Raw genomic sequence first — 15,245 nt, 5'->3', positions numbered from 1 at the left:
GATGCGCTAAAGCGGCGTCCCCAACAGCACCAGCGTCGGCGCGAACTGCACCAGTGCTTCACTGCCCACAACCAATCCGAGTGTTTCGAGGTGTTGCGCTTCGCTCAGCGCACACAGTGTCTGGCCATTGGGCAAGCTGATGCGCACTTCGCTTGGCCCGTCGTTGGCGTGGAAAATCTGTTCGATCCTGCCGTGTAACCGGTTATGGCCCGCAACCGCTGCGTCGGGCTTTATTAGCTGCAACCAACCTGCCTTGATCAAGGCCACCACCTGCGTACCGGGTTCAAGTTCCAAACGCTGCGTGCTGTCGCGAGTGATGTCGGCCTGCAGGCTCAGTCCGCCGCCGAGTTGCAGATCAATCTGGTCGTAATGGCCGTGTCCGCGAATCGTTTTCACGGTGCCGTGCAACTGGTTGCGGGCGCTGGTTCGCAACATCAGGCGGCCTAGCAGCTCGAGGTCTTGCGCTTCTTCCGCGGCTTCGAGTACTTGGCTTTGCAACACTTGCAGGCGTTGATAAAGCCGCAGCACACGCTCGCCCGCCACCGACAACCGGGCGCCGCCACCGCCCTTGCCACCCACGCTGCGCTCTACCAATGGGGTTTGCGCCAGATTGTTGAGTTCGTCAATGGCGTCCCATGCAGCCTTGTAACTCATACCGGCGCTTTTGGCGGCTCGGGTGATCGAACCCTGCTCGGCAATGTGCTGCAACAGCGCTATGCGCTGGGGGCGGCGAACGATGTGCTGCGTAAGCAATGTCGGCAAATGCATGACGATTGATTCAATTGGCAGGTGGGCTTGGCAAAGTGCCCACTTGCCGGGGCGTCGTCAAGTCGGCCCGTCCGGCTTTGGCGTGCGTGCCAGGCAGTACACATCCACCCGTTTCGCCCCGGCCTTGAGCAACATAACGGCGAGGCTTTGGGCCGTGGCACCGGTGGTCACCACGTCATCCACTAGGGCCACGTGCAACCCGCGTACTTGGGCGTCAGGCGCCAGCGCGAAGGCGTTGAGCAGGTTGCGTTTACGGGTTTTAGCGTTAAGCCCTTGCTGTGCCGGGGTGTCCAGGGTGCGCAGCAGCCAGTGCGCCTGGCAGGGAATATCAAGGCGTTCATTGAGCCACTTGCCCAGCATGCCGGACTGGTTGTAACCGCGTTGCCGCTGCCGGGCCGTGGACAGGGGAACGGGCAGCAGGATGTCAGGGCGCGGGCGTGAATGTTGGTAAGCATCCAGCAGTGATTTGCCGAGAAGTTCTGCCAACAGGCGGCCAAACGGCCAGCGACTGTTGTGCTTGAAACGCAGGATCAGGCTGTCCACCGGGAAGTCGTAGGTCCACGGGGCATGTACGTATTCAAAAGCTGGCGGGTGTTTAAGGCAATTCCCACAGGTCAGGCCAGGCATAGACAGCGGCAGGGCGCATCGCTGGCACGGGGTTTTCAGCCACGGGAGTTCATGTTTGCAGGGCCCGCACACTGCTTCACCGGCAGTGGAGCGCTCATCGCACAGCAAACAGGTCTGTACATTAAATGACCAGATGTAAACCTCCGTATTTATCTTGATTGACAGCGTATGTCACATCCTTAAACATACCGGCCATCCGTGCCGTGCCTGAAGAACGTGCTTCAGGCCTAAACCAAAGCATAAACAAGAGAGACGCCGATGAGCGCCAGCACCTTTAACACCATGCGTCATGATTGGTCTTTAGCCGAAGTGCGGGCGTTGTTTACCCAGCCGTTCAATGACCTGATGTTTACGGCGCAAGGTGTTCACCGCGCGCATTTCGACGCTAACCGGGTACAGGTGTCGACGCTGCTTTCGATCAAAACCGGCGCCTGCCCGGAAGATTGCAAATATTGTCCGCAGTCGGGCCACTACAACACCGGGCTGGCGAAAGAGAAATTGATGCAGGTTCAGGCCGTGCTGGAGGAGGCGGCAAAAGCCAAGGCCATTGGCGCCACGCGTTTTTGCATGGGCGCCGCCTGGAAGCACCCGTCGGCCAAAGACATGCCCTATGTGTTGAAAATGGTTGAAGGCGTGAAGGCGCTGGGCCTGGAAACCTGCATGACGCTGGGCAAGCTCGATCAGGAGCAAACCGCAGCCCTGGCCCACGCCGGGCTCGACTATTACAACCACAACCTCGATACCTCACCGGAGTTCTACACCAGCATCATCACCACCCGCACTTACAGTGAGCGCTTGCAAACCCTGAGTTATGTGCGCGATGCGGGCATGAAAATTTGCTCGGGCGGCATTCTGGGCATGGGGGAGTCGCTCGATGACCGGGCCAATTTGCTGATTCAACTGGCCAACTTGCCGGAGCACCCGGAATCGGTGCCGATCAACATGTTGGTAAAAGTGGCGGGGACACCGATGGAAAATGCTGACGATGTTGACCCGTTCGACTTCATCCGCATGTTGGCCGTGGCGCGCATCATGATGCCCAAGAGCCATGTACGGTTGTCCGCCGGGCGCGAGGCCATGAACGAACAAATGCAGGCACTGGCATTTTTGGCCGGGGCCAACTCGATTTTTTACGGCGACAAACTGCTCACCACGTCCAACCCGCAAGCGGACAAGGACATGCAGTTGTTCAGTCGCCTGGGCATCCTCCCCGAGGCCCGTGAAGATCATGCTGACGAAGTGCATCAGGCGGCTATCGAGCACGCCCTGATGGATCAGAAATCCAGCGAGCAGTTCTACAACGCTGCGGTTTAACGCCATCCACCGCAACGGTCGGCGCTGGCGCAGGCTGAGATCGGGTCTGTGACGGTACGGCGGTGGCCGCCGCTCAGCTTTTCGCAGCCTGCAACAGTGGCTACAAGGGGGCTTGCTCAGCATGTCTTTTGATTTATCTGACCGTCTGGCTGCGCGCCGGGCGAAAAACCTCTATCGCCATCGCCCTTTGCTTGAAAGCCCCCAAGGCCCACGCGTGGTGGTAGACGGGCAGCCGTTACTGGCCTTTTGCAACAACGACTACCTGGGCCTTGCCAATCACCCGCAGGTTATCGAAGCCTGGCAACAAGGCGCTTCGCGTTGGGGAGTCGGCGGCGGGGCATCGCATTTGGTGATCGGTCATAGCCGTGCGCACCACGCACTCGAAGAAGCGCTGGCCGAGTTCACCGGTCGTCCGCGTGCGTTGCTGTTCAGTAATGGCTACATGGCCAACATGGGGGCCGTCACAGCGCTGGTCGGGCAGGGCGATACCGTGCTGGAAGACCGCCTCAACCATGCGTCATTGCTGGATGCGGGGCTGTTGAGCGGGGCGCGCTTTAACCGTTACCTGCACAACGATGCCGCCAGTTTGGGCAAGCGCCTGGAGAAAGCTGTCGGCGATACATTGGTGGTCACGGACGGCGTGTTCAGCATGGACGGCAATCTGGCCGACCTGCCCGCGCTGGCCCGCGAAGCCAAGGCCAAAGGTGCCTGGCTGATGGTCGATGATGCCCATGGCTTCGGGCCGCTGGGGGCAACCGGCGGCGGGATTGTCGAGCATTTCGGCTTGGGGCTGGACGATGTTCCCGTGCTGATCGGAACCCTTGGCAAAGCCTTCGGCACCAGCGGTGCATTTGTGGCGGGCAGTGAGGCGTTGATCGAAAGCCTGATTCAGTTCGCCCGTCCTTACATCTACACCACCAGTCAGCCGCCTGCGCTGGCGTGCGCGACGTTAAAGAGCCTCGAACTGCTGCGCAGTGAACACTGGCGACGTGAGCACGTGAACCTGTTGATTCGTCAGTTCCGTCAAGGGGCCGAGCAGATTGGCCTGCAACTGATGGACAGCCTTACGCCAATTCAACCCATCCTTATCGGTGACAGCGCGAAGGCCGTGCAGGTATCGCAGCAATTGCGTGCGCGCGGCTTGCTGGTGACCGCCATCCGCCCGCCGACCGTGCCCGTTGGCGGTGCGCGTTTGCGTGTCACCTTGTCGGCCGCGCACACAGAAGCCCACGTGCAGCTACTGTTAGACGCATTAAACGACTGCTGCCCAACCGTGGAGCCGGACCATGCGTGACCGCTTGATTTTGTTGCCGGGCTGGGGGCTGGGTGTGTCGCCGCTGGAGCCTTTGGCGGCCGCCTTGCAAGGGCTGAACGAGCACCTGCGGGTCGAGATTGAACCCTTGCCTGTGCTTGCGTCCGCGCAATTGGACGACTGGCTCGATGAACTCGATGCTGCTGTGCCTCAAGACGTCTGGCTGGGGGGGTGGTCGTTGGGCGGTATGCTCGCCAGTGAGTTGGCTGCGCGCAGAGCAGAACGTTGTTGCGGGTTGGTGACGCTGGCCAGTAATCCGCGTTTTGTCAGCACCGAAGAATGGCCAGGTGCCATGCCACCGGCCACGTTTGACGCGTTTATCAACGGATTTCGTGAAGCGCCGAACACAACGTTGAAGCGTTTCTCTTTGTTGTGCAGTGACGGCAAGGCCATGGCCAGCCTGCTGCTCAACGGAGCACCGAACGCGCAGCCGGACACCTTGCTGGCGGGGCTCGAGTTGCTCGCTACGCTGGACACGCGCCAGGCGCTTAAAGCGTTTAACGGGCCGCAGTTTCACGTTTTCGCCGGGCAAGACGGGCTGGTGCCCGCGCAAGCGGCCAGCGATTTGCTGGCGTTATTGCCCGATGTCCAAGTGGGTCTGATGGAACAGGCCTGTCACGCGTTTCTTCTGCAAGCACCCCACGAACTGGCGGCGGCGATTCAGAGTTTTTTAAACGAGTTGGGTGATGACTGATCTGAGTGTGGGCAACCTGCCGGACAAACGTCTGGTTGCGGTTTCGTTTTCGCGTGCAGCAGCCTCTTATGACAGCGTGGCTGACCTTCAGCGTGCGGTCGGTCATGAATTGGTCGGGCGATTACCCCCTCATTTGAACCCTCGGCGCTGGCTGGATGTGGGCAGTGGCACCGGCTATTTCAGTCGCGTGCTGGGTCAGCAGTTTGCGGGCAGTGAAGGTGTGGCACTGGATATCGCGCAGGGCATGTTGACGTATGCGCGGCCGTTGGGTGGAGCGCAGTACTTCATTGCCGGGGACGCTGAATGTTTGCCGTTGCAAGGCAACAGTTGCGACGTGATTTTTTCCAGTCTGGCGTTGCAGTGGTGCGAGCATTTTGACGTTGTGCTCAAGGAGGCGCAGCGCGTGCTCAGACCGGGCGGGGTGTTTGCCTTTGCCAGCCTGTGTGTCGGTACGTTGAGCGAATTGCGGGACAGCTGGCAGGCGGTTGACGGGCAAGTCCACGTGAACCGTTTTCGAGCGTTCAGCCAATACCAGCGTCTCTGCGCCGACAGTGGTTTTCAGGTGCACAGCTTGCAGACTCAGCCCCATGTGCTGCACTACCCTCAGGTGCGCAATCTGACCCATGAACTCAAAGCCCTGGGCGCCCATAACCTCAATCCGGGTCGGCCTGAAGGCTTGACCGGCAGGGCGCGGCTTCAGGCACTGATGGCGGCTTACGAACAATTCCGTCAGCCCCAAGGGCTTCCGGCGACGTATCAGGTGGTCTACGGCATTTTGGAGAAAGCGCGATGAGTCCTGCTTATTTCATAACCGGTACGGACACCGATGTGGGCAAAACCACGGTCGCGGCAGGCCTGTTACAGGCAGCGCGCGCGGCGGGTTTAAGCACAGCAGCGGGTAAGCCGGTGGCCTCCGGGTGCGAGGCTACGCCTGAGGGGTTGCGCAACGCAGACGCGCAGGCGCTGATGGCGCAATGCACCGTTGCATTGAGCTATGAGGAGATCAACCCGGTCGCGTTTGAACCCGCCATCGCGCCGCACATCGCGGCCCGCGAGGCGGGCGTGGCGTTGACGGTGCAGGCCTTATTGAAACCGATGCAGCGCATCCTCAATCAGCAAGCCGATTTCACCCTGATAGAAGGCGCGGGCGGTTGGCGCGTGCCGTTGTCGGGGCAGGACAGTTTGTCGGATGTGGCTCGGGGGCTGGGGTTGCCGGTGATTCTGGTGGTGGGTGTGAGGCTGGGGTGCATCAGCCATGCCTTGCTCACGGCCGAAGCCATTGCTCAGGATGGCCTGCAACTGGCTGGCTGGGTGGCCAATATCATTGACCCGAAAACCTCACGTCTTGAAGAGAACCTCGCTACCTTGGCCGAGCGTTTGCCTGCGCCCTGCCTGGGACGCGTGCCGAAGCTCAAGTCACCTACCGCCGAGGCAGTCGCGCAATACCTGCAGCTGGACCTGCTCGACTGAGCCTGACCCTATTGCTGTGGCCTATCGACTGGCCAGTAGCCATGAGCTTTTTTGACGGGCCTTTTGCCATCGGGTCTGCTTGAATAAAGGTCGATTACCTCCTCAAAGGATCATGCCGCCATGGAAATCTCAGGAAGCTCTGCGTTTTACGCGGGTCTGAGCACCGTTCAGGCCGGGCAGAACCGGGTTGATCAAGCCGCCGGGCAGATTGCCAATGCCACGGTTGATCGCTCGCTGGGTAGCCAATCCTCCGATACTCAGGTCAACCGCATGCGCGCCGTTGATCGTAGCCAGCTTTCTGATATTGCCAGTGATGTGGCTGATTTAAGCGTAGGCAAAGCACAAGTCGAACTCGGCGCCAAAGTGGTACGCACGGCTGACGAAATGGTTGGCACGTTGATCGATACCTACGCCTGATTTTGCGGGTGCTGATATAGGCGCAGCTGCGGGCTGTGTCGACGTCTGCCCCGGATCATCCTCAAGGCTGCTTTAAGCAGCCAGACGCCACCCCGGCATTGTTGCGCTCATCTGTTTTATGGCTTTTTTCAAAGGCAGGTTGCTGTGTGTCCGTCGGGACGAACGGCGTATTGCGCCTGCTTGACAATAAATGGGCGTAAACGTATGTTTCAAACACCTGTTTGACCGCAATAACAAATTCTACGCGGTTGTTCATTCCCGGATTCATCAGCAGAGGTTTATCGCTATGCCTGATTACAAGGCCCCCTTGCGTGATATTCGCTTCGTACGTGACGAACTGCTCGGTTACGAAGCGCACTATCAGAGCCTGCCGGCTTGCCAGGACGCTACGCCTGACATGGTTGACGCCATTCTTGAAGAAGGCGCCAAGTTTTGTGAGCAGGTGCTGGCACCTCTGAACCGTGTGGGTGACACCGAAGGCTGCACCTGGAGCGAGTCCGGCGTTAAAACCCCGACTGGCTTCAAAGAAGCCTACAAACAATTTGTGGAAGGCGGCTGGCCAAGCCTGGCCCATGACGTCGCGCACGGTGGCCAGGGTCTGCCTGAGTCGCTGGGTCTGGCGGTCAGTGAAATGGTCGGTGAAGCCAACTGGTCGTGGGGCATGTACCCCGGCCTGTCCCACGGTGCGATGAACACCATCTCTGAGCACGGCACTCCCGAGCAGCAAGAGACGTACCTGAGCAAGCTGGTGACCGGCGAATGGACCGGCACCATGTGCCTGACCGAACCGCACTGCGGCACCGATCTGGGCATGTTGCGCACCAAGGCCGAGCCTCAGGCTGATGGTTCCTACAAAGTTTCCGGCACCAAGATTTTCATCTCGGCCGGTGAACATGACATGGCCGACAACATCGTCCACATCGTACTGGCGCGTCTGCCGGACGCACCGTCTGGCACGAAGGGTATTTCGCTGTTTATCGTGCCCAAGTTTGTGCCCAATGCAGATGGCACCATTGGTGAGCGCAACGCAGTGAGCTGTGGCTCCCTTGAGCACAAAATGGGCATCCACGGTAACGCCACGTGCGTGATGAACTTTGACGGCGCCACCGGCTTCCTGATCGGTCCGCCGAACAAAGGCCTGAACTGCATGTTCACCTTCATGAACACCGCTCGCCTGGGGACTGCGCTGCAAGGCCTTGCCCACGCCGAAATCGGTTTCCAGGGCGGCTTGAAATACGCCCGTGATCGCCTGCAAATGCGTTCGCTGACCGGTCCTAAATTCCCGGAAAAAGCCGCTGACCCGATCATCGTCCACCCGGACGTACGTCGCATGCTGTTGACCATGAAGGCATTCGCCGAAGGCAACCGCGCGATGGTCTACTTCACTGCCAAACAAGTCGACATCGTGAAATACGGCGTTGATGAAGAAGAGAAGAAGAAGGCCGACGCCCTGCTGGCGTTCATGACGCCGATTGCAAAAGCGTTCATGACCGAAGTGGGTTTTGAAGCCGCCAACCACGGCGTTCAAATTTACGGCGGCCACGGTTTCATCTCTGAATGGGGCATGGAGCAAAACGTTCGCGACAGCCGTATTTCGATGCTGTACGAAGGCACCACCGGCATTCAGGCACTCGACCTGCTGGGCCGCAAAGTGCTGATGACCCAAGGCGAAGCCCTCAAAGGCTTCACCAAGATCGTGCACAAGTTCTGCCAGAACAACGAAGGTAACGAAGGCGTTCAGGAGTTCATCGCACCTTTGGCTGCGCTGAACAAAGAATGGGGCGAACTGACCATGAAGGTCGGCATGGCAGCCATGAAGGACCGTGAAGAAGTGGGCGCGGCTTCGGTCGACTACCTGATGTATTCGGGTTATGCCTGCCTGGCGTACTTCTGGGCTGACATGGCGCGTCTGGCTGCTGAGAAACTGGCTGCCGGCACGTCGGAAGAGGCGTTCTACACAGCTAAATTGCAGACTGCCCGTTTCTACTTCCAGCGCATCCTGCCACGCACTCGCACTCATGTTGCGGCCATGCTGTCGGGCGCTGCCAACCTGATGGACATGAAAGAAGAAGACTTCGACCTGGGCTACTAAGCCCCGCCGGGTCGCAGTCTGAAAGCCGCTTCTCCTTTGGGGGAAGCGGCTTTTTTCGTTGTGGGCCGAGCCTGCACCACGCTCGGCAATGACGAGGAGATGCCGGACGCGTCCTGCAACATTTAAACCCGACAAATCCCCTAAGGCTTTTACGTTGACGGCCGTTAAAACCTATGGCCGAGGCGAACGGGACGTCACCAGGTGTGCTTAACTGCGGTAAAAGCAGGCACAATGCCACTACTTGGTTGTTCAGGTCGGAGCTTTACTTTTGTCGCGTCCTTCTGCTGCACGTTTCAGTCATTTTTTACCGTCTCTTCTGCTGCTCACAGCGGGCCTTGCGGCTGCGTATGTCAAACACCTCAATGTGTTTTTCACCTCACTGTTTAACGTGCTCCCCACCCTTGTGTTGTTATTGGGCGGTGCTTACTGCGCGGTCTACCGGCGTCAGCGCGAACTGTTTTTAATGCTGACGGTGTACATCGCCTATTTCCTGCTTGATACCCAGACCGATTACTACCGTGACAACGGGCATGTGCGCACAGATGCCGCCGTGGTGTTCCATTTGTGCTCACTGTTATTGCCGCTGTTGTACAGCCTGTACGCGGCCTGGGAAGAGCGCACCCACCTGTTTCAAGACTTGGTGGCGCGATTTGCGGTGCTGTTGGCCGTGGGCAGTGTCGCCCTGGGGCTGGAGCAAAGTTACCCACAGGTCCTGCTGAACTGGCTGGCCGAAATTCGCTGGCCCGCGCTGCATGGCAGCTGGATGAGCCTGATCCAGTTGTCTTACCCGGTGTTTTTTATCGGTTTTGTGTTGCTGGGCTGGCAGTACTGGCGCAATCCCCGACCGTTGCATGCTGCGCAATTGGTGGGGTTGCTAGGGTTGTTCTGGATGTTGCCGCAAACCTTCATCTTGCCGTTCACGCTCAACATCATGTGCAGTCAGGTGATGTTGATGATTGCGGCCGCGGTGGCGCATGAGGCGTATCAAATGGCGTTCCGTGACGAATTGACCGGCTTGCCGGGGCGTCGGGCTCTGAACGAACGCTTGCAACGGCTGGGGCGTAATTACGTACTGGCCATGAGCGACGTCGATCATTTTAAGAAATTCAACGACACCCACGGTCACGATGTCGGCGATCAGGTCTTGCGTCTGGTCGCCAGCAAGCTGTCCAAGGTCGGCGGCGGGGGGCGTGCCTATCGCTACGGCGGTGAAGAGTTCGCGCTGGTTTTCGCAGGCAAAACGCTGGACGAGTGCATGCCGCATCTCGATGAGTTGCGCGAGTCCATCGCCAGCTACAACATTCAATTACGTAATCAGGAAAGCCGCCCGCAAGATGACCAACAAGGCCGCCAGCGCCGTGCAGGCACGCGGGCCAGCAGTGTGTCGGTCACCGTGAGTATCGGCGTCGCCGAGCGCATGCCAGAGCAGCGTACGGCGGAAGAGGTGCTCAAAGCGGCGGACAAGGCGCTCTACAGTGCGAAAAGTGCTGGCCGCAACTGCGTCATTGCCTACGGCCAAACCCGCCGGGGTGCGGTCAGGACCAGCGAAGTCCCGGCTTGATGTGACTATTTTTATGCATATAGTCACTAGGCGACCCTATGTATCGCTCTCGTTGTTAAGTTAGACTGGGCCACTTCTGTACGTGGCCCGTCCGGGCTTTCACCGTTAGCGATTACGAGGTTTGCCATGGCTGATTACAAAGCGCCCCTGCGCGATATGCGCTTCGTCCTCAATGAAGTGTTCGATGTCGCCTCCCTGTGGGCAAAACTGCCGGCACTGGCAGAGACCGTAGACGCAGAAACGGTTGAAGCCATTCTTGAAGAAGCAGGCAAGGTGACAGCCAAAAGCATTGCGCCCTTGAGCCGTGGCGGTGATGAAGAGGGTTGTCATTGGAACGACACTGTCGTAACCACGCCAGCTGGCTTTGTCGACGCGTATAAAACCTACGCCGAGGGCGGTTGGGTAGGCGTCGGCGGGGATCCCGAGTTCGGCGGCATGGGCATGCCCAAGGCGGTGTCGGCTCAAGTCGAAGAGATGATTAACTCCTCCAGCCTCGCATTTGGCTTGTACCCGATGCTGACGGCCGGTGCGTGCGTGTCGATTAATGCCCATGCCAGCGACGAGCTGAAAGCCACTTACCTGCCGAATATGTACGCTGGCGTATGGGCCGGCTCCATGTGCCTGACCGAGCCCCATGCCGGTACTGACTTGGGGATTATCCGGACTAAAGCTGAGCCACAGGCTGACGGCGCTTACACCATCAGCGGGACTAAAATTTTCATCACCGGCGGCGAACACGACCTGACCGAAAACATTATCCATTTGGTACTGGCCAAGCTGCCGGATGCACCGGCGGGGCCCAAAGGCATTTCGCTGTTTCTGGTGCCGAAATTCATGGTTAATGCCGATGGCAGCCTGGGTCAGCGCAATACGGTCACCTGCGGCTCTATCGAACACAAAATGGGCATTCAGGCCTCGGCCACGTGCGTGATGAACTTCGATGAGGCTGTCGGCTACCTGGTGGGCGAGCCCAACCGTGGCCTGGCGGCCATGTTCACCATGATGAATTACGAGCGTCTGGGGGTCGGTATTCAGGGGCTGGCGTCGGGCGAACGCTCGTACCAGAACGCTGTGGAATACGCACGCGACCGCCTGCAAGGTCGCGCTGCCACTGGCGCTCAAGCCAAAGACAAAGCCGCAGACCCGATCATCGTCCACGCCGACGTGCGTCGCATGCTGCTGACCATGAAAGCGTCGAACGAAGGTGGACGTGCCTTTTCCACCTACGTGGCCAATCAGCTGGACATTGCCAAGTTCAGCGATGACCCGGGCGCCCGTGAACGGGCCGATGCCCTGGTGGCATTGCTGACGCCGGTGGCCAAAGCGTTCATCACTGATCTGGGGCTCGAAACCACGGTCCACGGCCAGCAAGTGTTTGGCGGTCACGGTTACATCCGTGAATGGGGTCAGGAGCAATTGGTGCGTGATGTACGCATCACTCAAATCTACGAAGGCACCAACGGCATCCAGGCGCTGGACTTGATGGGTCGCAAGATCGTGGGTAACAACGGCGCCTATTACCGCTTGTACGCGGATGAAATTCGTCAGTTCATCGCTTCGGCCTGTGGCGATCTGAATGCGTTCACGGCGCCTTTGGCGTCAGCTTTGGACACACTTGATGCGTTGACTGCCTGGGTTCTTGAACGTGCGAAATCCAATCCGAACGAGATTGGCGCGGCTTCGGTCGAGTACCTGCAAGTTTTTGGTTACACAACGTATGCCTACATGTGGGCGCTGATGGCCAAAGCAGCACAGGGCAAGGAATCCGAAGACGCCTTCTACGTCAGCAAGATGGGCACTGCGCGCTTCTATTTCGAGCGTTTGCTGCCACGTATTCATTCGCTGAGCGCGTCGGTCAAGGCCGGTAGCGAGTCGCTGTACGTGCTGGATGAAGCACATTTTTAAGCTGTTTAGGTGTATGTAAGCATTTGCTTACATAACGCGCTGCCAATCGTCCATATCGCTAAATTGGATCCAGCGGTAATCTACTTCACATGGACGTCGAGCAGGAAGCTCAAAGCAACAACAGGGACACGTAGGATTCTGCCAGGATGGCGGAGTGAAAAGGATGTCAGGGAAACAGTCTGCAAAACCCCGCTTCGGCGGGGTTTTCTTTTTTGTGCCGCAGAAAGGTGTTTACACCGCGTAGGAGCAAGCGTTCTAGCGGATCTAAACACGTCAGAGCGGCGTTTCTTCCTGCTGGATCACATCCTCAAGCAGCGTGCGCAGCAACCCCAATGTGGCTTGCTGACGTTGCACATCGCGACACACCAACCCCACTTTCAAAGGCACCCGCGGTTCGCTGAGCGGTTTCCACAATAGCGCCTTGTCATCGTGCTCATGACGCGAGCGTCCCGGCAGCACCGTGGCCAATTTGGTGTGCGGCAAACTGTCGAGAATGCCGGCCATGTTGTTGAGCTCCGCCTGTACCTGAGGGCGGCGGCCCAGATTGGCCAATTGGCTCTGCCAGATTTGGCGCACCTGAAACTCTTCTCCTAACAGCAGCATTGGTAACTCTGCCGCTTGAGTCAGTGAGACTTTCTTGAATTCACGCAGCGGGTGATCTGCCGGGATGACAAGTTGCAGCTCATCTTCGTACAACAGCATGCCGTGCAACCCCGGCTGACGCGGCGGCAGGTAGCTGATGCCGATGTCGAGCGAGCCGTTGAGCAGGCGACGCTCGATCTCCAGCCCTGTCAATTCGTAAATCTGCACCACCAAGTGCGGTTGCGCCTGGCGCACGCGCTCCAACATCTGCGGCACCAGACTGGTGTGTACCGTTTGCAGTACACCAATCGCAATCGTGCGCAGGGCCTGGCCCTGAAAATTGCGCAAGGCCTCTTTGGCCCGCTGCAACCCGTCGAGCAGCGGCAGCGCGTGGTTATACAGGGTGTGCGCCGCCAGCGTGGGCAACAGGCGTTTGCTGCTGCGTTCGAACAGGCTTACATCAAGGTTGTGTTCGAGTTGGCGGATCTGTTGCGAGAGGGCCGGCTGCGAGATGGAAAGACGTTCGGCAGCACGCCCCACATGGCCTTCTTCATACACCGCGACGAAATAACGCAGTTGCTTGAAATCCATAAGTATTACTTATCGAAAATGCTTAAAAAACGAAATGGCCCTAAAGCCGCCAGGCGCCTAGTCTACGCCCATTCCAAAGGGCTCGTAGCGTCACAGAGCCAGAGAAAGTGCAAGGGTGTAGCGTTACTTTGCATAGGCAAGGCAGAAAACCCCGCAGAGGGATTTACCCTGACTAAACCCAGCACCCGGTTGCAAATCGAAACGGCTTATGGTCACAAGGTCAGCGTGCATGAACCTGTTTAACCTGCGTCGCCAATCCCCCAGCCTTGATGAGCTGGCGATTGAGCCTCAGTCTTTGCCTATGAATCACGGTGTCTCCCGCGAATGTTTAATGCCCAGCGTAGAGCGGCCAGCGCAAGTTTTTGTGCGTGGCCAGGGGTCATGGATGTGGGACAGCGACAGTCGGGCTTACCTGGATTTTACCCAGGGCGGGGCTGCCAACAGTCTGGGCCACAGCCCGGCCGCGTTGACCCGGGCGATCGCAGAACAGGCGCAGTCATTGATGAACCCCGGTTCCGGGTTCTTCAATCGCGGCATGCTGAACCTGGCTGAGCGCTTGTGCCACAGCACCGGCAGCGATCAGGTGCATTTTCTGAACACCGGGGCCGAGGCCAATGAAGGCGCGATCAAGCTGGCGCGTAAATGGGGCCAGCTGCATCGTGGCGGCGCGTACCGGATTATTACGGCGACCGGCAGTTGTCACGGCCGTAGCTTTGGCGCGATGTCAGCGTCGGGCAGCGGCACGTTTGATAACCGCTTCGAGCCGCAACTGCCGGGGTTCATCAATGTGCCGTTCAACGATTTACCCGCGTTGCACGCCGCAGTCGATGCTCAAACCGTGGCCATCATGCTGGAACCGGTGCAGAGCGAAGCGGGGGTGATCCCGGCAACCGAGCATTACCTCAAAGGCGTGGAACGGCTGTGTCGGGAGTTGGGCATTTTGCTGATTCTCGATGAAGTCCAAACCGGCATTGGGCGCTGCGGCACCCTGCTGGCGGAACAGAATTACGGCATTCGTGCAGATGTCATCACGCTGGGTAAAGGCCTTGGTGGCGGCGTGCCACTGGCGGCATTGCTGGCACGAGGCAAAGCATGTTGCCTGGAAGCTGACGAGCTGGGCGGCACGCATCACGGCAATGCGCTGATGACAGCGGCCGGCAGCGCAGTGCTGGAAACCGTATTGGAAAAAGGCTTTTTGCAACAGGTTCGCGACGCAGGGCAACACTTGCACGAGGGACTGGGGCGCTTGGCCAATCGTTATGCGCAGGGAGAACTGCGTGGGCAAGGCCTGATGTGGGGCCTGACACTGTCCGATGATTCGGCAGATGAAGTCGTAAAAGCGGCGTTGTATGAAGGTTTGCTAATCACGGCCCCGCAACCCGATTGTCTGCGGTTCACACCGGCGCTGTGCGTCAGCAAAGGCAATATTGATGAAATGCTGCTGCGTCTGGCCCGTGCTTTTTCCAGGGTCAGGACTGCGCAGTTGCAGTGTCGGCGTGCCGTGTTGGTGTAACGGCTGACTTACCGGCGCACACAGAATTTAAAGAACCGTCTCGCGGTATAACGCATCGCCCCGTGCCTGTTTCGTTCGGCACGGGGCGTTTTTTTGTCCGTAGAAACGTACTGAGTGAACCTTTTGACAGCGCTCAGAGTCGATTAATCGTAGGGCTTGATTGAGCCCATCATTGATTGGGGACTGAACACATGGACATCATTCGCATCATCATCGCCATCCTGCTGCCGCCGCTGGGTGTGTTTTTACAAGTCGGTTTCGGCGGAGCTTTCTGGCTGAATATTCTGTTGACGCTGTTGGGTTATTTCCCGGGTGTGATCCATGCGGTGTACATCATCGCCAAGCGATAACGTTCCCCTCGCCCTGATCTCCAACAGTTGCCAAGCAGTCGAAGCTGCG

15 protein-coding genes are annotated in these 15,245 nt (G+C 58.6%); 11 read left to right on the top strand and 4 right to left on the bottom strand.

The window, feature by feature from the left end:
• Positions 1 to 6 precede the first annotated feature (6 nt).
• Positions 7 to 768, bottom strand: a complete 762-nt coding sequence (locus HBN68_RS00385) for a TOBE domain-containing protein (RefSeq protein ID WP_094992794.1) — start codon at positions 766 to 768, stop codon at positions 7 to 9.
• A 57-nt stretch (positions 769 to 825) separates the two neighbouring features.
• Positions 826 to 1,560, bottom strand: a complete 735-nt coding sequence (locus HBN68_RS00380; protein WP_169962543.1) for a ComF family protein — start codon at positions 1,558 to 1,560, stop codon at positions 826 to 828.
• Between the two features lie 93 nt (positions 1,561 to 1,653).
• On the opposite strand from HBN68_RS00380, the gene bioB reads away from it, so the two are divergent.
• The 6 genes from bioB to HBN68_RS00350 all read left to right on the top strand — a co-directional run bounded on the left by bioB (position 1,654) and on the right by HBN68_RS00350 (position 6,602).
• Entirely contained in the window at positions 1,654 to 2,709 is a 1,056-nt protein-coding gene (bioB, locus tag HBN68_RS00375; RefSeq protein WP_094992796.1) for a biotin synthase BioB, read from the top strand.
• 121 nt (positions 2,710 to 2,830) lie between these two features.
• On the top strand, positions 2,831 to 4,003 hold the full coding sequence (bioF, locus tag HBN68_RS00370; protein WP_169962051.1) for an 8-amino-7-oxononanoate synthase: 1,173 nt from the start codon (positions 2,831 to 2,833) through the stop codon (positions 4,001 to 4,003).
• Positions 3,996 to 4,715: an alpha/beta fold hydrolase gene (locus HBN68_RS00365; protein ID WP_094992798.1), complete on the top strand. Its 720-nt coding sequence runs from the start codon at positions 3,996 to 3,998 to the stop codon at positions 4,713 to 4,715. Before bioF ends, HBN68_RS00365 begins: the two co-directional genes overlap by 8 nt.
• The gene (bioC, locus tag HBN68_RS00360) at positions 4,708 to 5,508 is read left to right on the top strand and encodes a malonyl-ACP O-methyltransferase BioC (protein ID WP_169962049.1); all 801 of its coding nucleotides are present in this window, start codon (positions 4,708 to 4,710) and stop codon (positions 5,506 to 5,508) included. Before HBN68_RS00365 ends, bioC begins: the two co-directional genes overlap by 8 nt.
• The gene (gene bioD, locus HBN68_RS00355) at positions 5,505 to 6,185 is read left to right on the top strand and encodes a dethiobiotin synthase (RefSeq protein ID WP_169962047.1); all 681 of its coding nucleotides are present in this window, start codon (positions 5,505 to 5,507) and stop codon (positions 6,183 to 6,185) included. The genes bioC and bioD overlap by 4 nt, the downstream gene beginning before the upstream one ends.
• A gap of 120 nt (positions 6,186 to 6,305) precedes the next feature.
• On the top strand, positions 6,306 to 6,602 hold the full coding sequence (locus HBN68_RS00350) for a pyrroloquinoline quinone biosynthesis protein PqqE (RefSeq protein ID WP_169962045.1): 297 nt from the start codon (positions 6,306 to 6,308) through the stop codon (positions 6,600 to 6,602).
• Between the two features lie 61 nt (positions 6,603 to 6,663).
• Here the strand turns inward: HBN68_RS00350 and HBN68_RS00345 are convergent, their stop codons facing one another.
• Positions 6,664 to 6,858, bottom strand: coding sequence for a hypothetical protein (locus tag HBN68_RS00345; RefSeq protein WP_169962043.1), 195 nt, complete (start codon positions 6,856 to 6,858; stop codon positions 6,664 to 6,666).
• A gap of 30 nt (positions 6,859 to 6,888) precedes the next feature.
• Between HBN68_RS00345 and HBN68_RS00340 the strand changes: the two genes are divergently transcribed.
• The 3 genes from HBN68_RS00340 to HBN68_RS00330 all read left to right on the top strand — a co-directional run bounded on the left by HBN68_RS00340 (position 6,889) and on the right by HBN68_RS00330 (position 12,160).
• Positions 6,889 to 8,694: a phenylacyl-CoA dehydrogenase gene (locus HBN68_RS00340; protein ID WP_169962040.1), complete on the top strand. Its 1,806-nt coding sequence runs from the start codon at positions 6,889 to 6,891 to the stop codon at positions 8,692 to 8,694.
• Between the two features lie 268 nt (positions 8,695 to 8,962).
• Positions 8,963 to 10,255, top strand: coding sequence for a GGDEF domain-containing protein (locus HBN68_RS00335; protein ID WP_094992804.1), 1,293 nt, complete (start codon positions 8,963 to 8,965; stop codon positions 10,253 to 10,255).
• Between the two features lie 126 nt (positions 10,256 to 10,381).
• The gene (locus HBN68_RS00330; protein WP_169962038.1) at positions 10,382 to 12,160 is read left to right on the top strand and encodes an acyl-CoA dehydrogenase C-terminal domain-containing protein; all 1,779 of its coding nucleotides are present in this window, start codon (positions 10,382 to 10,384) and stop codon (positions 12,158 to 12,160) included.
• A gap of 273 nt (positions 12,161 to 12,433) precedes the next feature.
• Here HBN68_RS00330 and HBN68_RS00325 read toward each other — a convergent pair whose 3' ends face one another.
• Positions 12,434 to 13,333, bottom strand: a complete 900-nt coding sequence (locus tag HBN68_RS00325) for a LysR family transcriptional regulator (RefSeq protein WP_094992806.1) — start codon at positions 13,331 to 13,333, stop codon at positions 12,434 to 12,436.
• Positions 13,334 to 13,562: 229 nt separating this feature from the next.
• Between HBN68_RS00325 and HBN68_RS00320 the strand changes: the two genes are divergently transcribed.
• Both HBN68_RS00320 and HBN68_RS00315 read left to right on the top strand, forming a co-directional pair.
• Positions 13,563 to 14,846 carry an aminotransferase class III-fold pyridoxal phosphate-dependent enzyme gene (locus tag HBN68_RS00320; RefSeq protein ID WP_169962036.1) on the top strand — a complete coding sequence of 428 codons (1,284 nt, stop codon included), beginning with the start codon at positions 13,563 to 13,565 and terminating at the stop codon, positions 14,844 to 14,846.
• Between the two features lie 191 nt (positions 14,847 to 15,037).
• Entirely contained in the window at positions 15,038 to 15,196 is a 159-nt protein-coding gene (locus HBN68_RS00315; protein ID WP_047278059.1) for a YqaE/Pmp3 family membrane protein, read from the top strand.
• The last annotated feature ends 49 nt before the right edge of the window (positions 15,197 to 15,245 follow it).

The organism is Pseudomonas sp. WS 5078, from assembly GCF_012985745.1.
Taxonomy (GTDB): domain Bacteria; phylum Pseudomonadota; class Gammaproteobacteria; order Pseudomonadales; family Pseudomonadaceae; genus Aquipseudomonas; species Aquipseudomonas lundensis_A.
Note: the sequence above shows the minus strand (reverse complement) of the source record. Positions and strands in the feature narration are given on the sequence as shown.